Genomic DNA, 18,177 nt, shown 5'->3' on the forward strand with positions numbered 1-18,177 from the left:
TGGGCGCGCGCCGCGTTGTCGGCCGCCGCCTGGTCTGCGATCTTCTGCGCCTCGGCCTGCGCCAGCGAGGCCTGCGCGGCCTTGGTCTGGGCATCGATGCGGTCGAGCGTCTTCGCCAGCGTGGCGATCTGCGCCTCGGCCTGGGCAACCGCTATTTTGTAGTCGCCGTCGTCGATGACGAACAGCGGATCGCCGGCCTTGACCCTCTGGTTCTCGCTCACCAGCACCTTATCCACATAGCCGGAGATTTTCGGCGACACGAACGACATGTCGACCTGGACATAGGCGTCGTCGGTCGAGATCATGAACCTGCCGTCGGTCCAGTAGTTATAGCCATACCAGGAGCCGGCGCCGAGGAGGGCGAGCCCGATGATCGGCAGGAGTAGCGAACGGAGAGAGCGCTTCTTCTTGGCCGGCGCTTCGGCAGGCGTGACGGGAGCGGGCTGCACGGGCACTTCCGGAGCTTCGGTCGACGGCTGGACCTTGGCGTTGGGAAACGTGCGGACTTCGGCGGTAGCGGGCGCGTTCGAGGACATGATAATCTCTCTAGGTAAGTAAGTCAGTCAGACTGAACCGTTCGGTTCGAATTGCTCGTTGACATAGTACGGAAAGAGGCCCATATCAAGAGCAAATCGAACCGAACGGTTCGAAATATTTCGTGAGGTATGACTTCAATGGTCGAAACGACAGCCGATAGCGATCTGCTCGACCTGCGCAAAGGCCGTCCCGCGGCCGGGCAGGATCCGATCAAGCGCGCCCAGATCATCGAGGGCGCGCGCCGCGTCTTCATCGACAAGGGCTTCGAGGCCGCGTCCATGAACGACATCACCCGCGAGGCCGGCGTCTCCAAGGGCACGATCTACGTCTATTTCGCCAACAAGGAAGAGCTGTTCGAGGCCCTCATCGAGGAAGAGCGCGGCACCATCTTCAAGAACATGTATGACGTCCTGGACCATGCCGACGACCTGCGCGAGACGCTGGTGAAGTTCGGCAAGGTGCTCGTCATGAAGATCACCTCGGCCAAAGTGATCCAGGCGCAGCGCACGGTGATCGGCGCGTCCGACCGGATTCCCGAGCTTGGCGCGCGGTTCTATGAGCGCGGCCCGAAGCGCGGTCACGACAAGTTCGTGACCTTCCTCGATGCCGCCATCGAACGCGGCCTGCTCGAGGTCGACGACGTCGACCTCGCCGCCTATCAGTTCACGGACCTTTGCCTCGCCGGCCTGTTCCGCCAGTGCATCTTTTCTTATCGTACCAAGGCGCCGAGCCAGGCCGAGATCGACCATGTCGTGCGCTCCGGCGTGAACGTCTTCCTGAAGGCCTACGGCACCGCGACGCTTGCCGCCGAGGAGACGGCGTCGGAACCGACCTGACCGGTCACCGCGCCGGCTGGGCACCCCCTCCTTCCATTGCAACTCGACCATCGGTCAGCCTCCTTTCCGGTGCCTGTCGGAAGGTCTTGTTAACCATCGGTTCCTATGTCTCGGGACACGTTTGTTCGATGAGTCTCGAGTATGACATCCATGCGCTTCTCCCGTGCCAATCCTTCCGGCGCTTCCGCTTACGACAACGACGATCACCGTCGTGCGGCGGAGGCGCGGGACCATGGCGCGGCCTCGCCGCCGCAAGGACAGACGGGGCGGGTCGTCACGCTGCGGGACCCGATTGAAGGCGATTCGGCCGCCGCCGCCTCGTTCGATTCGACCGGCGGCGGCGAGTTCGGCCATCCCGCCTGGCAGCAATATTTCTTCCTCGCGCCCAATGTGCGTTTCACCCGCACGCCGGACTCCGACAGGCGGCCCGCACCGCAGCCGGATGCTGAAGCGCCGGCCAAGACGGCAGCCCCCACCGGCAATCCCATCCGCCCTGCGGCGTCGGCCCCTCAGGCGGCCAATGCGATCCGGGCGATTCCCGCCACGGCCTCCGCCGTCCCTGTGACGCCGTCGCAGGCCATCGCAGCGCCGCCGCGGGCGATCGCCACTCCACCGCAAAAGCCGCAGCCGTCGAAATTTCGCTGGTCCTATCTTTCCGACGATGCGTTTTTCGAATTCAGCATGCCCTTGCTCGCCGAGCGCCTGGCGCGGGCGGCGCGGGCACGCCTGAACGATCCGGCGCAGCCGGTCGCTCCCGTGCCCGTACATGCTGCTCCGGCGGCGCAGCCGAGCCCATCACGCGCCGCTTCCATGGGCGAGGCGATTTCGTTCTACCGCGTCATCGAATGGCGCTCGAATAGGCCCGCCGCAAGCTCAGTCCCGGTGACGGCGCCGGCCGGCACGTCCGCCGTCTGGCCCGCTCCGGTGGAGATCGAACCGCTGGCGCCCGCAGCGGAGCCCGCAGCGCATGGTTCCGTCGCAAAGAGCGTCCGGGCCGCGAGATCAGCGCCGTCCCTCCCCGTCGCCGGCAAGGTCACGCCGCCGGCTGCTTCGGCCGGCTACGAGCTTCCCGCCGAGGATCTGCTGCAGATGCCGCCGGAGGGCCAGGGCTTCTACATGTCGCAGGAGCGGATGGAGCAGAACGCCGACCTGCTTGAAAGCGTGCTCGAGGATTTCGGCGTCAAGGGCGAGATCATCCACGTTCGGCCGGGTCCTGTCGTCACGCTCTACGAGTTCGAGCCGGCGCCGGGCGTGAAATCCAGCCGCGTCATCGGGCTGGCCGACGACATCGCCCGCTCCATGTCGGCCATCTCGGCGCGCGTCGCCGTCGTGCCGGGCCGCAACGTCATCGGTATCGAGCTTCCCAACGAAACCCGCGAGACGGTCTATTTCCGCGAGCTGATCGAATCGGCCGGCTTCCGCAATACGTCCTGCCGGCTGGCGCTCGGCCTCGGCAAGACGATCGGCGGCGAGCCGGTCATCGCCGACCTGGCCAAGATGCCCCATTTGCTGGTCGCGGGCACCACCGGCTCGGGCAAATCGGTCGCCATCAACACCATGATCCTGTCGCTGCTCTACCGGATGAAGCCCGAGGAATGCCGCCTCATCATGGTCGACCCCAAAATGCTGGAACTGTCCGTCTATGACGGCATCCCGCATCTGCTCACGCCGGTCGTCACCGATTCCAAGAAGGCGGTCACCGCGCTGAAATGGGCGGTGCGCGAGATGGAGGAGCGCTATCGCAAGATGGCGCGCCTCGGCGTGCGCAACATCGACGGCTACAACCAGCGCGCCGCAGCCGCCCGCGACAAGGGTGAGGTCGTGGTCATGCAGGTGCAGGTCGGCTTCGAGAAGGGCACGGGCGAGCCGCTGTTCGAGGAACGGGAGATCGACCTCGCGCCGATGCCCTACATCGTCATCATCGTCGACGAGATGGCCGACCTGATGATGGTGGCCGGCAAGGAGATCGAAGGCGCCATCCAGCGGCTGGCGCAGATGGCGCGTGCCGCCGGCATCCACCTGATCATGGCCACGCAGCGCCCGTCGGTCGATGTCATCACCGGGACCATCAAGGCCAATTTCCCCACCCGCATCTCCTTCCAGGTAACGTCCAAGATCGACAGCCGCACCATCCTTGGCGAGCAAGGCGCCGAGCAGTTGCTCGGCCAGGGCGACATGCTGCATATGGCCGGCGGCGGCCGCATCGTGCGCGTGCACGGCCCCTTCGTCTCCGACCTGGAGGTCGAGCACGTCGTGGCGCATCTGAAGGCGCAAGGGCGCCCGGAATATCTCGATACCGTCACCGCCGACGAGGAAGCCGAGGAAGATCAAGCCGACGCGGGTCCGGTCTTCGACAAGGGCTCGGTCGACGCCGAGGATGGCGACGCCCTCTACGAGGAAGCCGTCAAAGTGGTCAAGCGCGACAAGAAATGCTCGACCTCCTACATCCAGCGCCGCCTCGGCATCGGCTACAACCGCGCCGCCTCGCTGGTCGAACGCATGGAGAAGGAAGGCCTGGTCGGCACTCCGAACCATGTCGGCAAGCGCGAAATCCTTGCCGGCCGGCGCGACCATACGCCGGAACGCGACGAAACGGATTGAGCAGGATCGGGCGGCTCAAGCCGGCCATACGGCTTTGGTCCCGCCTGGTCTGACCTGACGAGGTTTCTGCGGACTTCAGCCGCCGTTCGCCACCAGCGCGATCGCCGCGCGCAGCTCGTCAAGCCCCTCGGCCCTTTCCGATGACGTCGCCAGAACCACCGGAAACGCCGCCGGCCGTTTCTTGATCTTGGCAAGCGTCTCCTCGACCAGCTTCGGCACGCCGGCCGCCTTGATCTTGTCGGTCTTGGTCAGCACGACCTGGTAGGATACGGCCGCCTTGTCGAGCAGCGACAGCACTTCCTCGTCCTTGGCCTTGATGCCGTGGCGGGCATCGATCAGCACATAGACGCGCTTCAGCGTCACGCGCCCCTGCAGATATTCGAAGATCAGCTTCGTCCAGGCGTCGACCTTGTCCTTCGGCGCGCTGGCGTAGCCATAGCCCGGCATGTCGACCAGCGCCATCGGCGGCAGGTCCGCGCCCTCGCCGGAAAACCCGTCCGGCACGAAATAGTTGAGCTCCTGCGTGCGCCCCGGCGTGTTCGAGGTGCGCGCCAGCCCCTTCTGGCCGACCAGCGCGTTGATCAGCGACGATTTGCCGACATTGGAGCGGCCGGCGAAGGCGATCTCCGGCGGCCCTTCCGGCGGCAGGAACTTCATCGACGGCACACCGCGGATGAAGATCCACGCGCGGGTGAACAGATCCGGACTTATCGCAGTTTCGCTCGTGGTTCTATCCGGCGCGTTCAAACCGCGGCCTCCAGCTTTGAAATGTCGGCGCCACGAATGGCGTCGAGGTTGCGGCTGATCCTGTCGACCGGCCAGTCCCACCAGGCCGCTTTCAAAAGCCGTCGCACCGTGAACTCGTCGAAGCGCATCTTCACCACCTTGGCCGCGTTGCCGGCGACGATCGCATAGGGCGGCACGTCATGCGTGACAACTGATTTCGCCGCCACGATCGCGCCATGGCCGATATTGGTGCCCGGCATTATCACCGCATCCATGCCGATCCAGACGTCATTGCCGACCACCGTGTCGCCACGGATCTCCTTCGACCAGGTCTCAGGGTCAAAACCTTCCTCCCAGCCATGGCCGAAGATGTTGAACGGGCAGGTCGAGAATCCCGACATGGCATGGTTGGCGCCGTTCATGATGAAGCGCGCGCCCTCGGCTATGGCGCAGAACTTGCCGATGATCAGCCTGTCGCCGATGAAGGGATAGTGGTGCAGTACGCATTTCTCGGCGAATTTATCGGGACCGTCGGGATCGTCATAATAGGTGAAGTCGCCAATCTCGATGTTCGGCGCGGTGACCAGCGGCTTCAGGAAGCCGATGCGCGGATGCATCGCAATCGGATGCTTGATGTGGGGATTGGGTCCAGTCATGGCTGCTCCGTCCGCCTTGCAGCGACAGCGGAGCTTATATGGGCATGCGCCGGTGCGGTCTACCCGCGCAACCGGGGCCCCGCGAGGCAGCGCCGGACCCCTGTCTGCCGGATGACCTCCCAAACACCGGCGTCGCTGCGCCGGAAGCCGTCACGGCGTTATTGGGGAGGACTGGAAAAGCTACGAGGAATGCCCGGCCTGAGTTTCCGGCGACAACAAAAACCCCGGGCAAGCCGGGGTTTTCGTTCTCGGTGATGTGATGCCGGCTATTCCGCTGGCGATGGTTTCTTGCGGAACAGCGCCGCCAGATTGTCCCACAACTCGATCTTGGCGCCCTGGCGCTTCATGATCACGCCCTGCTGCAGGATCGAGAGCGTGTTGTTCCAGGCCCAGTAGATGACGAGGCCGGCCGGGAAGCTGCCCATCATGAAGGTGAAGATCACCGGCATCCAGGTGAAGACCGCAGCCTGCGTCGGATCCGGCGGCGCCGGGTTCATGCGCATCTGCAGGAACATGGTGATGCCCATGACCACCGCCCAGGCACCCATATGCGGCAGGAACGCCGGCGGCGCGAACGGCAGCAGCCCGAAGAGATTGAACAGCGAGGTCGGATCCGGGGCCGCAAGGTCGTGGACCCAGCCGAAGAACGGCGCATGCCGCATCTCGATGGTGATGTAGAGCACCTTGTAGAGCGAGAAGAAGACCGGGATCTGCAGCGCCACCGGCCAGCAGCCGGCGAGCGGATTGATCTTCTCGGTCTTGTAGAGCTCCATCATCGCCTGCTGCTGCTTCATCTTGTCGTCCGCGTATTTCTCGCGGATTTCCAGCATCTTCGGCTGCACCTTCTTCATGTTCGCCATCGACGCGTAGGACTTGTTGGCGAGCGGGAAGAAGATGGCCTTGACGATGACGGTGGTGGCGAGGATCGCCAGCCCGAAATTGCCGAAGAATTTGTACAGCGTGTCGATCAGCCAGAACATCGGCTTGGTGATGAAGTGGAACCAGCCCCAGTCGATCAGGAGATCGAAGCGCTTGATGTGGCGGTCTTCCTCATAGGCGTTGATCTTGGCGACTTCCTTGGCGCCGGCGAACACCTCGGTCTCGACCGTGGCGGACTGGCCGGCCTCGACATTGATCGGGTCGGTCAGGAAATCGGACTGATAGCGGTGGCGGCCGTCCTCGAAATAGGCATAGCGCGGCTGGAACGGCTGCTTTTCGGTCGGCACCAGCGTCACCGCCCAGTATTTGTCGGTGATGCCGAGCCAGCCGTCGGTCGATTTGCCCGGCTGGAACTGCTTGTCCTTCTCAATCGCCGCGTATTTGTGCTCCTGCAGGCCTTCGGCGCCGGTATAGCCGATCAGGCCCTCATGCAGCACATAGGTGCTGGCGACGGCCGGCTTGTCGTAGCGGGTGACGCGGCCGTAGTTGAACAGCGAGACGGGTGCGCTGCCCGAATTCTGCACGGTGTCGGAGACCGTGAACATATAGTCGTTGTCGACCGAGACGGTGCGCTTGAAGGTCAGGCCCTTGTCGTTGGTGTAGGTCAGCGTCACCGGTGTCGCCGGCGTCAGCGTCGGGTTGCCATCGACGCTCCACACCGTCTCCGAGCCCGGCACCGCTCCGGTCTTGTCGTTGCCGACGAAGCCGATCTCGGTGAAATAGCCATTGGGCAGCGACGAGGGGTTGAGCAGCTCGATCTCGGGCGAGTTCTTGTCGACTGTCTCGCGGTAGTGTTTCAGCCTCAGGTCGTCGAGGCGCGCGCCGGTGAGGTTGATCGAACCTTCGAGGCTCGGCGTGTCGATCTTGATGCGCTTCGACGCCGCAACCGCCTGATCACGGCCGGCCGCCGTGACGGCCTCGCTGCCCGGCGCGCTCGGAATGGTGCCCGGCGCCGGAGCCTGAGTGCCTGCCGCGCCGGAATTGGCGGCGCCGCCCGCTTCCTTCTTCTGCGCTTCGGTGCGCTGCTGCTCGATGCGGGCCTGCTCGCGCTGCTGCTCCATGCGCGGGTTCATGTAGAACACCTGCCACAGCGTCAGGATCAGCACCGACAGCGCGATGGTGATGAAGAAATTGCGGTTGTTTTCCATGGAGAGCCTATCGTGTTCCGCGCAGCCGGCAGGAGAGCTCGGCCTTCAACTGGCCGAACGGAATGGCAAGCACGTCTTCGCGTGCGACGATGACATAGTCATTGCCGGGCGCCATGTCATCGGCGGCATGCGTGCGAACGGCTTCTCTGAGCCGCCGCCGGACGCGGTTGCGCACCACGGCGTTGCCGACCTTCTTGGTGACGGTATAGCCGACGCGCGGCGCATGGTCGTCGCCACGGTCGAGAACCTCGACGAGAAAAAGCCGTCCGCGGCGCTTCTCGCCGCCGCGCACAGCCAGGAAATCCGCGCGTTTCAGAAGCCGCCCGGGAGTTTGTCCCTTTGGCTTGCCGGGTGCGGGCAACGATCTCGTCTTTCGCTCAGGCGCTGAGCCGCTTGCGGCCCCGGTTGCGGCGGGCTGCGACGACGCCGCGGCCACCCTTGGTGGCCATGCGGGCACGAAAACCGTGCCGGCGCTTGCGGACGAGTTTGGACGGTTGGTAGGTACGCTTCATTTGTTTTAATACCGCGGCGTGCGGCCCTTCTTGATTCTGTCACTCTGTAACAGGAGCTTTGCCGGGCCGGTTTTAGGCGCGATCGAAACCGCGCCGGGACGAATGGCCCGAGCGTGAGCGGGCTTATAGAAAGAAGGTTTTTGGAAGTCAATCCGGCCTGCCGCGGGCGATTTTTTTGCGGCGCCGGCGACGAAATTGGCAAAAAAGCCGCAAATCGCATAATCTTGGCCGATCAAGCCTTCGTGAAGACCACGTCATGACGAGTGAAGTCCCGTCCACGGATGAAAAGGCACGCCCGGATGCGGTGAGCTCGCCGCGCCGGGTGCCGCTGTCGCGCGGCTTGTCGACCAAGCTTCTGCTTCTCACCATCGTCTTCGTGCTGCTCGCCGAAATCCTGATCTTCCTGCCCTGGATCGCCAGCTACCGGGTGAATTGGCTGAAGGAGCGGCTGAGCACCGCCGCCGCCGTCTCGATCGTTCTGCTGCAGGGCGAGCCCAACTCGCTGTCGCACACCGCCCAGAACGACGTGCTGATGGCGATCGGCGCCAAGGCGATCGCGGTGCGCGACGGCGGCGTCTCGCGACTGCTGGTCGTGGCCGACATGCCGCCGAAGGTTGACGAGCATATCGACATCGCCAATGTCGGCCTGGTCAACGGCATGACCGGCGCGCTGGAGACGCTGTTCGTCGGCGGCAACCGCATGCTGCGCGTCTTCGGCCCGGTCGGCGACAGCGACAAGGAATTCGAGCTGATCATGCCGGACTACAGCCTGCGCAATGCGATGCTGCGCTATTCGCGCAACGTCGCCGTCGTCTCGCTGCTGATCTCGCTGTTCACCGCCATGCTCGTCTATGCGGCGATCGACCTGATCATGATCGGCCCGATCCGCACCATGACGCGCTCGATCCTGTCCTTCTCCGAGGCGCCAGACGATCCCGGGCGCATAATCTGCCCAACCGAGCGCTCCGACGAGATCGGCGTCGCCGAGCGCGAGCTGGCTCAGATGCAGGATCGGCTGCAAAAAATGCTTTCCGAGCAGAAGCATCTTGCGGACCTCGGCCTTGCCGTCTCGAAGATCAACCACGACATGCGCAACATCCTCGCTTCCGCGCAGCTGATGTCGGACCGCCTGCGCCAGGTGAAGGACCCGACCGTGCAGTCCTTCGCGCCGAAACTGCTGCGCGCGCTCGACCGTGCCGTCGCCTATTCGGAAGGCGTGCTCGCCTATGGCCGCACGCAGGAGCCGGCGCCGTCGCGCCGCAGGCTCAGGCTGCGCCAGCTGGTCGATGACGTGCACGGCCTGCTCGACATCGAGGAAGGCATCGAGTTCATCAATGCCGTCGAGCACGCCTTTGAGGTCGACGCCGATTCCGATCAGCTCTTCCGCGTGCTCACCAATCTCTGCCGCAACGCGGTGCAGGCGATGGCCGCCGATACCGAGGGTGCGGTGGTGCGCCGGCTCGCCGTTTCGGCCGAGCGCCTGGGCAGCGTCAGCCGCATCGTCGTCACAGATACCGGCCCCGGCCTGCCGCCCAAGGCGCGCGAAAATCTGTTCGCCGCCTTCCGCGGCTCGGCGCGCAGCGGCGGCACCGGTCTTGGCCTGGCGATCGCCTATGAGCTGATCCGCGCCCATGGCGGCACGGTCGAGCTCGTCGAATCGATCGGCGGTCGCACGGTCTTCGCCGTCACCATTCCCGACCAGCCGGTGCGCCTCGACCAAGCGCGCGGAAGTTTGCGCCGGCCGGCTTGATCAAGGGTCTCTTTGTGAAACTGTCTGGCGGCGTCCGGATTGCTCGGACAAACAGCCCCCGAACGCCTGCGACAAAACTTTTGCCGGATCGGCTTGCTTTTCCGAAATTCAGTCGTTAGGGAACACTCCACATCGCGGCCGGTCGTCTCGACCGGATCGTGGGGCTTGTGTCATGCACGGCCTGTTGCGCGCCCGTAGCTCAGCTGGATAGAGCACCAGACTACGAATCTGGGGGTCAGGAGTTCGAATCTCTTCGGGCGCGCCATTTCGGTAATGCCTCATGGCTCTCTTTTCGCACTCAAGCTTCAAAGCAACCGGCATCCGTTCGCTCTGTTGGCGCGGTGATGAACTCGTCGATTGGATCGGTGGCGGCCGCGCATTCGCGGCCGACGGTACGGAGCGCAGCGAAAAAGTAAATTATGGCTATCGCTTTTCGATGCCGCAACAGCATCGCCGGATCGGCGGATAGAAAGCGTTCCGACTTTTTCCATTCGCGCTTGGCTGTGAGCCCAGGTGGGACGCGGTTGCTCAGTGCTGGTTGGGTCTGGCATCCGCTAAGTCTCGTGGTTTCCTTCGATGTTGCGCAGGCCCTTGTGAATCCGAGCCACCTGGATAAGGGCCAGGATCTTCCCACGGCGTCTAACCCGGGATTGGTCGAGGAGAATTCGGCCTGCTGGCTCGATGATCGCCGTTTCGCTGTGGCCGCTTCGACCGAATACCAAGAAGATAATGTCGAGGATGACGGTGAGCTGCGCCTGCGACCGCTTGGGCTGGCTGTCTACGACGTGATTCAAGGAACCTGCCTCCAGGCATTCCAACTGGAGGAACAGGCCGGAACGATCCTCCCGGTCGGTGAACGCTTTGTTCTTTCGCTTTATCGACATCCTAAGCTGATCGATCTTTCGACCGGCAAAGTTGTCCATGTGTGGACCGAGTTGCGGTCAGGCCTTCAGGAAAGCAGCATTATTTGAGGTCTCGATGTGCCGCCGCCCATGGCCTTCGATCCTGCCACCAACCGGTTCGCAATAGTAAACGATAACACCGTCACCATAATTGAGTTCGACCAAGCCATGAACGGTGTCAGATAGCGAGCAATCGCGGCAGTTGGCCAATCCTGATCGGTACCCCTTGCCTCTCAAAGGCGCGCCATGGCCTGTTACGCGCCCGTAGCGCAGCTGGATAGCGCGCACTCCAAAAAACCAATTGCGATATAAAACCAGTCGATCTAGCTTACGAGTGATTGCATAACGCAATCAGGCCTGCGTGGATGTGCCATTTAAAGGGAACGGATATGGCCAAGCTCGTGTTCGGCATGAACCAGTCGCTGGACGGCTATGTCGATCATATGGAGTTTGCGCCAAGCTCCACGCTCTTCCACCACTTCATCGAGGAAGCTCAAGGGCAGGCGGGCAGTGTGTACGGCCGCCGGATGTATGAGGTCATGCGCTACTGGGACGACGATCATCCTGAATGGGATAGAGAGCAACATGCCTTCGCGGCGGCATGGCGGAACCAGCCGAAATGGGTCGTCTCGCGCTCGTTGAAGTCTGTCGGCCCCAACGCCAGGCTTATCGAGGATGATCTCGAGGGCGCGATCCGCGCATTGAAGGCCGAGCGCGACGGAGAGATCGAAATTGCCGGCCCGGATTTGGCGCAAAGCCTCGCCGAACTAGGCTTGATCGATGAGTATCGAATCTACCTGCACCCCGTCGTGCTCGGTCACGGCAAGCCATATTTCGCCGGACCTCGGCCGCCGCTCCGCCTGATGACCATTGATCGGATCGGCGAGGATGTGATCAGGTTGACCTACGTTCCTGCCTGATCCCAATCGTCCTGCGGCCACCATGGACCGCCGTTTCCCGTCATCGGGCGCGACGAAAGCTACCTGGATGGAACCGCCATCGGCTGCGGCAGGCGGCTGATCCGGTGGAACGACCAAAGAAGCAGAGGGCAGAGGAGCAGGGCGGCAGCGCCGAATTCCAGCGCGGCCGTCGCGGTGCCGGCCCAAACAGCAAGCATGCCGCCGATCGCCGGTGCGGCCAGCATGCCGGCATAATAGACAGTGTAGAACACGCCCATCCCGATCGATCGCGTCTTCTGCTCGAGCACCCGCGTGGGCAAGCTCATGATCGCGCCGGCAGGCAAGCCGCACACGGTCCCCATGGCAATGATGAGAGGCAGCGCTGGTCCGTTTCGCGACAGAAGGAGCACCAGGAATGCAAAGCCCACACAGCCCGCGGAGAGAACCGCGCCGCCGCGTTTGCTGCGATCGGCCAGCAAGCCGCCCAAGGGGACCGAAAGGGTGGCCAGCCAAAGCACGACGCTGATCGCCGACCCCGCTACCGGACTGGACCAGCCGCGCTCGACAAGCATCGAGGGACCGAAGCTGAAGACCATTGCGAAGCCGACATTGTAGAGACACCAGATCAGGCCGGCGGTGACGAGCGCGAAGGTGGTCCCGGCCGAAATGCCGCGGCGTTCGATCCCACCGGCGGCCGATCCCTCCGGGGCGCGATAGACGAAGGCTATGAGGCCGATGCCGACGATAATCAGGACCGTAACGGCGGTGCCCACGGCGGTCATCCCGAACGTCGTCCCGATTGCCGGCAACAGCATGAGAGCGATGGCGATGCCCGCTGGCCACGAGTTGATGTAGATGGCCATGGCGGTTGCGATTTCGCGGCCGGCAAACCAGTCGGCGACCATCTTGGTCATCAGGACGTTCAGGAGGACACCGCCTGTGCCGCCGATCAGTCGGCCGCCGATCTGCAGGCTCCAGGACGTCGAAGCCATCATCAGCATTTCACCCGCCAGCATCATCAAGAGACCGGCGAGAACGGTCGCCTTGTCGCCATGGCGCTGGCCGATGGTCGCGCCGGGCAGGGCCAACGCGACCCCGGGCGCAAGATAGAGGCCGATCAGAATGCCGATGTCGGCCAGGCTCGCACCGAGGCTGTCACCGACAAGGGGCGCGATGGCGGCGACACTCTGAAACTGAAACGCCATTGCGGTGCGGGCGACAAACAGGACAGCAAGGATCGTCCAGCGACTGCGCACGGTTCCCTCACGGAATCCGAATTATCCAGGCCTGATATTCTGGTTCAATCGGAAGAAATTGGTCGGATCGTATTGCTTCTTGACAGCGGCAAGGCGCGCATAATTTCCGCCATAAGCATCGCGCACCCGCTCTTCACCCTCATCGCCGAGATTGTTGGCATAAACACCTCCGGTCGAGAATGGTCTGACCGCATTCCAGAGGTCGCGCGCCCAACGGATATTTGCCTCGTCATCGGCCGGATCGTCCCAGATCGCGATCGGGAAGCAGTCGAGCGCCGCATCGCGATTGGCGTAGGGCGAGTGCGACGCGGGCACACGAGCGATCGCTCCGCCGACCTGCTGGAACACCAGCAGAGAGGAGCGATTGGGAGCCCGCGCGTAGCTGTCGAGCAGCGCGTCGATGGCACCATCGCCGATCTCACGCAGGAACTGCGCCTTCCAGTAATAGCGTCGCCCGCGTGGAAAGAGGCTGTCGCCCGCCGATTGAATCTGGAGATAGGGAACGGCTTGAAGGCGGCTTTCGATGGGGGATCCGAATCTCATCAGCGGCGCGATGACAGGCTTGCCCGCTTCGGGCGACCCGACATAGCAGGCAGAGATGCTGAAGGCACGCTCGCCCGAGGGCAGCGTGACGAGCGCGGAGTCGACGCTCACTTCGTCCGGAGCGCCGCGGGAGAACTTGTCGTAGAACCGCATGGCCTCGCGCGCCCGATCGTAGGCGTGCAGCACCGAGCCCACGAGAAGGGTAGGGCCGAGCGGGTGCAGCCGGTATTCGAACGCCGTCACAATGCCGAAATTGCCGCCGCCGCCGCGCAAGGCCCAGAACAGGTCGGGATGCTCGCCGGCGCTTGTCCGCAACAGCCGTCCGTCGGCCGTGACGATTTCAGCCGCGATCAGATTATCGCAACTCAGGCCGTGCTTGCGCCCAAGCTTGCCGAAGCCGCCACCCAGCGTGAGGCCGGCAATACCGGTGTCGCCGTTGACGCCCATGGTCGTGGCGAGGCCGTGCGCCTGTGTGGCTGCGTCGAACTCGCCGAGGGTCAGGCCGGCTTCGGCCCAGGCGATGCGGCGCTCCGGATCGACGGCGATCTTCTTCATGCGCGATAGATCGATCACCATCCCATCGTCGCAGACGGACAGGCCGGCGACGTTATGGCCGCCGCTGCGAACCGCCACGAGATGGCCTTGTGCCCTGGCATAGGTGACGGCACGGACAACGTCATCGGGATCGGCGCAAAAGACGATTGCGGCAGGGCGTTTGTCGATTGCCCCGTTCCAGACCCTGCGCGCCTCGTCGTAGGCCGCGTCCGTCGCCAACACCACTTCGCCCCGTAAGCCCTGCCGTAGTAGCTGTTCGATCGCCGTGCCCGGAGCATGGGATCGGCCCGATAACGCTTCGGTCTGTCTTGGGATCTCCATCGTTGTCGCCCCCGGTTCCAGCAGGACAATGGTCTCACAGGGAGGCAACCTTCCGCAAAAGCGAAATTCTTGGCTGCTGGATGAGAAGAATTCATCTAGGCTGCCGGCATGACAAACCGCCCGCCGCTCCGCGCCTTGCACGCCTTCGAGGCGGCCGCCCGGCACGGCAGCTTCAAGGCCGCGGCGGCGGAGCTCGGCGTGACGCCGACAGCGATCAGCCACCAGGTCCGTTTGCTGGAAGAGATATGCGGCCGCAAGCTGTTCCAGCGCCGGCCGCGCCCGCTCGTGCTGACCAGTGCGGGAACGCGCCTGTTTCCTATCCTGCGCAACGGCTTCGATCTTCTCGCCGGCTCCCTTGCCGCCGTCGCCGAGCCGGATTTTCAAGCGCCCCTGCGGGTGACAAGCCCGAACGCTTTCGCGAGCCGATGGCTGGTGCCTCGGCTGCCGAAATGGCGCGAGGCCAACCCGGCCGTGCCGCTGGAGATCATCGGGACGGACGCGCTGCTCGATCTGCGCGCCGGCGCCGCGGATGTGGCGATCCGCTACACGCGGCGCCCGCCTTTGGGCTTTGCCGGGCAAGAGCTGTGCCGCGATTCCTTCTTTCCCATTTGCAGTCCGCGATTGCTGGCAAGCGATGGGCGGGCGATTGAGCGTGCCGCCGATCTGTTGCGTTATCCGTTGATCCATTTCGACTGGATGAACCGCGATCCGGACGCTCCCACCTGGCGCCGATGGCTGGCGACGGCCCGTTCGATCGATCCGGAGCTGATCCCGGACAAAGCCTGGGATTTGAGCTTCCGCGAGGAACTGCACGCGATCGACGCGGTTGCCGCCGGGCAAGGAATTGCGATCTTAAGTGACGTCGTGGTCGGCCGCGAGCTGGAAAACGGTTCGCTTGTCAAAGCGCATCCATTGTCCTTGCCGGGCTACGGCTTCTACGTCGTTTGGATGCACCACAGTCCGCGATCCGCGGTGATGGAGTCCTTCCTGGCGTGGATGAGAACTGTCATGTGAGACTGTCGAACCGGCCTGCGCATGATCGCAGAGCTCCCGCCTATGTTTATGCCTCTATCGAAATCTTGCCCTCCGAATTGATGAAATGAGATCATCGACGCGACTGGCAGAAGTGATCGGTGAGTCTTGTCTGACCGATCGAGCGTCGAGCCGATTGTCGTAAATCCGCCTGAGCAAGTCGCGGGCAGTCTTGGCGCGCTCCCATGTGCGGCCAACCAGCTTACGTCCTCCCAAGGTTGCTGGCTGATCGGCTACATCATCCCAGACGGTCCAGGTTCCAGACGGCTCAGGATGACAGCGGAATCTGGGTTGGCGGTCTTCCATGGCCCCAAAACGGCCAATACCCCATTGAGTTCGGCTTAAAATACGAAGGTGGTTAACCGCGGCGGCGCGTCTCTTTTAAGCGCTGTGCTTATGTGGCCTCGACCGGCCCACATGATCCGCCGCGAGCGGGAGCGCGATGCCGGCCAAAGACCGTGGAAAATTTCGGGGGTACAACCTACGCAACGGACGTCGATTGCACGCGTTCTATCTGTTGGGAGATCCGTGGCCGATTGATGGCCAGCCTCATGGGCCGACAAAATCGGAGGCGACTAGGATGTCTAGATTCAAAGAAGCCCTTGAACGCGGCAAGGAAGCTCACCGTCAGCAACAGAAGCGCATCCGCAATGACAAGGCGGATGCCCAAATGGCGGACTTCGGTGCTCAGGCCAGGGCCTGGTTAAACGATATCGTGGTCGCGTCGTTGGAAGCGGCCAGGGCAGAGGTGGCGGGCGAGGTGGCCATATACATAGACACCACGCCACGCCGCGAAGTCAAAGCGTTAACGCCCTCCCTCCGGTTCCAGATCTACAGAGAAGGATTGGAAAAGACGGCCAGAAAGACGTTCACAGTCAGGGTTCAACTGAGTGGGGCGGCGTCAGTTTCTTCGCCCGGGATGGTGGCAGAGGATGTCGGAAATATAGGGGATAGGTCTGGCGAGAGGTTTCGCAACTTGATTGTCAAGTTGATCGAGGACGCTGCTAAGGGAGCTTAGCAGATAGGCAAAGCATCATTGCATCCTGTCTGGGCAAGAAGCCCCATGCCGGTCCGAAGTGCCACGGGCGTACGCCTGTAATCGCCGACGGCATCAAGCAGGATTTCATCGCCTTCCACTGGGGCAGGTGCGGCTCTTGCCGGCGTCCAAGGTGCTGCGGCTCGTCATCGATCAGTGAGCTGCCGCATGGCGGCCGGATCCCCTCCGCTCTTCACCTTGGAAGCGTCGGCCTTCCCATTCGCCCCATCGAGCAGCGCGATCAATCCTTTGAGGATCTCGATCGGCGGCGGCGGGCAGCCTGGAATGTGCAGGTCGACGGGCACCACGTCCGACACCCCGCCGACAATTGCGTAACTGCCGGCGAAGCAGCCGCCGTCCTTAGCGCAGCCGCCGAGCGCGACCACCCATTTCGGGTTGGGCGTCGCGTCCCAGGTCCGCTTCAGCGCCTCGCGCATGTTTTTGGTGACCGGCCCGGTGACGAGCAGCACGTCGGCATGGCGCGGCGACGCGACGAAGCGGAAGCCGAAGCGCTCGATGTCGTAGAAGGCGTTGCTCAACGCGTGCATCTCGAGCTCGCAGCCATTGCAGGAACCGGCGTCGACCGCGCGGATCGACAGGCTCCGGCCGAGCCGCTTGCGGGCAGCGCCGTCGAGAGCGCGTGCCAGTTCGTCGATCGCCGCATCGCTCGACTGCGGTGGGCGCTCGGTCAAGGGAGGGCGGATCAGGCTTTCGAAGAGGAGCTTGCGCATGACGGCGTGCCTTGGCCCAGCCTAGAGATCATGGCCGGAATAGGAGCAGTTGAAGGATTTGTTGCAGATCGGGAAGTCGGCCACGATGTTGCCCTCGATCGCCGCTTCCAGGAGCGGCCACTGGAACCATGAGGGATCGCGCAGATGGCAGCGCTCGATCAAGCCGCCCTCGCCGATGCGCAGCCAGGCCAGTATGTCGCCGCGAAAACCCTCGACCAGCGCCATGCCCTCGCGCGGTCCATCTGCAAGAGCAATGTCCCCGCGGATCGGACCGCCGGGCAGCCGCCCGAGGATCTGCTCGACGAGCGACAGGCTTTGCTCGACCTCGCGCACGCGGACCCAGACGCGCGCGTTGACGTCGCCCTCCTGGAGGACCGGCACATCGAAGGCGAGCTCGTCATAGGGCGCGTAGGCAAGATCGCGCCGTGCGTCGAAATCCCGGCCGGAGGCCCGGCCGACATAGCCGCCGGCGGCATATTGTCGGGCAAGCCCGACCTGGAGCCGGCCGGTCGCCACCGTTCGGTCCTGCAGCGAAGCCGTGTTGTCGTAGAGCTCGACCAGATGCGGAAAGCGTTGCCTGATTTCCGCGACCAGCGATCGAATGGCGTTCGCGCCGGCGTCGTTCAGATCGCTTGCCACGCCGCCGGGCACGATGCGGTCGCGCATCAGGCGATGGCCGAAGGCGGCATCGGCGGCGCGCAGCGCGCGTTCGCGCAGCACGCCGCAATGCGCGTGCATCAGCGCAAAGGCGGCGTCGTTGCAGATGGCGCCGATATCGCCAAGGTGATTGGCCAGACGCTCGAGCTCCGCCATCAGCGCCCGCAGCCAGATTGCGCGCGGCGGTGGCGTGACGCCGAGCGCCGCCTCTACCGCGCGGGCAAAGGCGAACGAATAGGCGACCGTGCTGTCGCCCGACGTTCTGCCCGCGAGTTTTGCTGCACGGTCGATGGGCGCGCCGGCCATCAGGCCTTCGATTCCCTTGTGCACATAGCCCAGCCGCTCCTCCAGCCGCACCACGGTTTCGCCGCCTGCCGTGAAGCGGAAATGCCCAGGCTCGATGATGCCAGCATGCACCGGCCCGACCGCGATCTGGTGGAGGCTCTCACCTTCCGCCGTCAGGAACCGGTAGGAGGACGCGGCTGCCGGCCCGCCCGGCCGCGCCGCCAGCGGGTGGCTGACGCCCCACTGGCCGTGGTC

General features: G+C 63.8%; 19 protein-coding genes and 1 tRNA gene. 9 read left to right on the plus strand and 11 right to left on the minus strand.

What is annotated here, in order from left to right; genetic code table 11:
- On the minus strand, window positions 1-536 hold a 536-nt coding region (locus tag DH10_RS14650; protein ID WP_192384918.1), incomplete at its 3' end, for an HlyD family secretion protein.
- A gap of 138 nt (window positions 537-674) precedes the next feature.
- Here DH10_RS14650 and DH10_RS14655 point away from each other — a divergent pair.
- Both DH10_RS14655 and DH10_RS14660 read left to right on the plus strand, forming a co-directional pair.
- Window positions 675-1,373: a TetR/AcrR family transcriptional regulator gene (locus DH10_RS14655; RefSeq protein WP_192252935.1), complete on the plus strand. Its 699-nt coding sequence runs from the start codon at window positions 675-677 to the stop codon at window positions 1,371-1,373.
- 150 nt (window positions 1,374-1,523) lie between these two features.
- Window positions 1,524-3,974 carry a DNA translocase FtsK gene (locus DH10_RS14660; protein ID WP_192384924.1) on the plus strand — a complete coding sequence of 817 codons (2,451 nt, stop codon included), beginning with the start codon at window positions 1,524-1,526 and terminating at the stop codon, window positions 3,972-3,974.
- A 75-nt stretch (window positions 3,975-4,049) separates the two neighbouring features.
- Here the strand turns inward: DH10_RS14660 and yihA are convergent, their stop codons facing one another.
- The 6 genes from yihA to DH10_RS14690 form a co-directional block, all read right to left on the minus strand.
- Entirely contained in the window at window positions 4,050-4,721 is a 672-nt protein-coding gene (gene yihA / locus DH10_RS14665) for a ribosome biogenesis GTP-binding protein YihA/YsxC (RefSeq protein WP_210325200.1), read from the minus strand.
- Entirely contained in the window at window positions 4,718-5,356 is a 639-nt protein-coding gene (locus DH10_RS14670; RefSeq protein ID WP_192252931.1) for a CatB-related O-acetyltransferase, read from the minus strand. Before DH10_RS14670 ends, yihA begins: the two co-directional genes overlap by 4 nt.
- A gap of 266 nt (window positions 5,357-5,622) precedes the next feature.
- Window positions 5,623-7,443: a membrane protein insertase YidC gene (gene yidC, locus DH10_RS14675; RefSeq protein WP_192252928.1), complete on the minus strand. Its 1,821-nt coding sequence runs from the start codon at window positions 7,441-7,443 to the stop codon at window positions 5,623-5,625.
- 7 nt (window positions 7,444-7,450) lie between these two features.
- Window positions 7,451-7,804, minus strand: coding sequence for a ribonuclease P protein component (gene rnpA / locus DH10_RS14680; protein WP_192384919.1), 354 nt, complete (start codon window positions 7,802-7,804; stop codon window positions 7,451-7,453).
- A gap of 16 nt (window positions 7,805-7,820) precedes the next feature.
- Window positions 7,821-7,955, minus strand: coding sequence for a 50S ribosomal protein L34 (gene rpmH / locus DH10_RS14685; protein ID WP_008833937.1), 135 nt, complete (start codon window positions 7,953-7,955; stop codon window positions 7,821-7,823).
- 5 nt (window positions 7,956-7,960) lie between these two features.
- Window positions 7,961-8,191 (minus strand): hypothetical protein, encoded by a 231-nt coding sequence (locus DH10_RS14690; RefSeq protein WP_192384920.1) that lies wholly within the window; start codon window positions 8,189-8,191, stop codon window positions 7,961-7,963.
- Window positions 8,192-8,211: 20 nt separating this feature from the next.
- Between DH10_RS14690 and DH10_RS14695 the strand changes: the two genes are divergently transcribed.
- The 5 genes from DH10_RS14695 (at window position 8,212) to DH10_RS14715 (ending at window position 11,527) form a co-directional block, all read left to right on the plus strand.
- Complete coding sequence (locus DH10_RS14695) at window positions 8,212-9,705, plus strand: sensor histidine kinase (RefSeq protein WP_192252922.1); 1,494 nt, start codon at window positions 8,212-8,214, stop codon at window positions 9,703-9,705.
- A gap of 188 nt (window positions 9,706-9,893) precedes the next feature.
- Window positions 9,894-9,970, plus strand: a tRNA-Arg gene (locus DH10_RS14700).
- A 15-nt stretch (window positions 9,971-9,985) separates the two neighbouring features.
- Window positions 9,986-10,174 (plus strand): hypothetical protein, encoded by a 189-nt coding sequence (locus tag DH10_RS14705; RefSeq protein WP_192384921.1) that lies wholly within the window; start codon window positions 9,986-9,988, stop codon window positions 10,172-10,174.
- Window positions 10,175-10,229: 55 nt separating this feature from the next.
- Window positions 10,230-10,676, plus strand: a complete 447-nt coding sequence (locus DH10_RS14710) for a hypothetical protein (protein ID WP_192384922.1) — start codon at window positions 10,230-10,232, stop codon at window positions 10,674-10,676.
- Between the two features lie 320 nt (window positions 10,677-10,996).
- Window positions 10,997-11,527, plus strand: coding sequence for a dihydrofolate reductase family protein (locus DH10_RS14715; RefSeq protein ID WP_192252912.1), 531 nt, complete (start codon window positions 10,997-10,999; stop codon window positions 11,525-11,527).
- 59 nt (window positions 11,528-11,586) lie between these two features.
- Here DH10_RS14715 and DH10_RS14720 read toward each other — a convergent pair whose 3' ends face one another.
- Window positions 11,587-12,762: an MFS transporter gene (locus DH10_RS14720; protein WP_192252909.1), complete on the minus strand. Its 1,176-nt coding sequence runs from the start codon at window positions 12,760-12,762 to the stop codon at window positions 11,587-11,589.
- A 21-nt stretch (window positions 12,763-12,783) separates the two neighbouring features.
- Entirely contained in the window at window positions 12,784-14,181 is a 1,398-nt protein-coding gene (locus DH10_RS14725; RefSeq protein WP_192252967.1) for an FAD-binding oxidoreductase, read from the minus strand.
- A gap of 108 nt (window positions 14,182-14,289) precedes the next feature.
- Between DH10_RS14725 and DH10_RS14730 the strand changes: the two genes are divergently transcribed.
- Window positions 14,290-15,195: a LysR substrate-binding domain-containing protein gene (locus DH10_RS14730; RefSeq protein ID WP_192252906.1), complete on the plus strand. Its 906-nt coding sequence runs from the start codon at window positions 14,290-14,292 to the stop codon at window positions 15,193-15,195.
- A 598-nt stretch (window positions 15,196-15,793) separates the two neighbouring features.
- On the plus strand, window positions 15,794-16,231 hold the full coding sequence (locus DH10_RS14735) for a hypothetical protein (RefSeq protein ID WP_192252903.1): 438 nt from the start codon (window positions 15,794-15,796) through the stop codon (window positions 16,229-16,231).
- Between the two features lie 164 nt (window positions 16,232-16,395).
- Here DH10_RS14735 and DH10_RS14740 read toward each other — a convergent pair whose 3' ends face one another.
- Together DH10_RS14740 and DH10_RS14745 are read right to left on the minus strand one after the other, a co-directional pair.
- Entirely contained in the window at window positions 16,396-16,980 is a 585-nt protein-coding gene (locus DH10_RS14740; RefSeq protein ID WP_192252900.1) for an NADH-quinone oxidoreductase subunit B family protein, read from the minus strand.
- A gap of 21 nt (window positions 16,981-17,001) precedes the next feature.
- On the minus strand, window positions 17,002-18,177 hold a 1,176-nt coding region (locus DH10_RS14745), incomplete at its 5' end, for a hydrogenase large subunit (protein WP_192384923.1).

Source organism: Mesorhizobium silamurunense (assembly GCF_014843825.1).
GTDB classification, from domain to species: domain Bacteria; phylum Pseudomonadota; class Alphaproteobacteria; order Rhizobiales; family Rhizobiaceae; genus Mesorhizobium; species Mesorhizobium silamurunense.

Bases quoted from the DNA above. Each gene is read 5' to 3' on its own strand.
- DH10_RS14655 (WP_192252935.1), top strand. From the start codon at position 675: ATGGTCGAAACGACAGCCGATAGCGATCTGCTCGACCTGCGCAAAGGC.
- DH10_RS14660 (WP_192384924.1), top strand. From the start codon at position 1,524: ATGCGCTTCTCCCGTGCCAATCCTTCCGGCGCTTCCGCTTACGACAAC.
- DH10_RS14670 (WP_192252931.1), bottom strand. From the start codon at position 5,356: ATGACTGGACCCAATCCCCACATCAAGCATCCGATTGCGATGCATCCG.
- yidC (WP_192252928.1), bottom strand. From the start codon at position 7,443: ATGGAAAACAACCGCAATTTCTTCATCACCATCGCGCTGTCGGTGCTG.
- rpmH (WP_008833937.1), bottom strand. From the start codon at position 7,955: ATGAAGCGTACCTACCAACCGTCCAAACTCGTCCGCAAGCGCCGGCAC.
- DH10_RS14695 (WP_192252922.1), top strand. From the start codon at position 8,212: ATGACGAGTGAAGTCCCGTCCACGGATGAAAAGGCACGCCCGGATGCG.
- DH10_RS14705 (WP_192384921.1), top strand. From the start codon at position 9,986: ATGGCTCTCTTTTCGCACTCAAGCTTCAAAGCAACCGGCATCCGTTCG.
- DH10_RS14715 (WP_192252912.1), top strand. From the start codon at position 10,997: ATGGCCAAGCTCGTGTTCGGCATGAACCAGTCGCTGGACGGCTATGTC.
- DH10_RS14725 (WP_192252967.1), bottom strand. From the start codon at position 14,181: ATGGAGATCCCAAGACAGACCGAAGCGTTATCGGGCCGATCCCATGCT.
- DH10_RS14730 (WP_192252906.1), top strand. From the start codon at position 14,290: ATGACAAACCGCCCGCCGCTCCGCGCCTTGCACGCCTTCGAGGCGGCC.
- DH10_RS14735 (WP_192252903.1), top strand. From the start codon at position 15,794: ATGTCTAGATTCAAAGAAGCCCTTGAACGCGGCAAGGAAGCTCACCGT.
- DH10_RS14740 (WP_192252900.1), bottom strand. From the start codon at position 16,980: ATGCGCAAGCTCCTCTTCGAAAGCCTGATCCGCCCTCCCTTGACCGAG.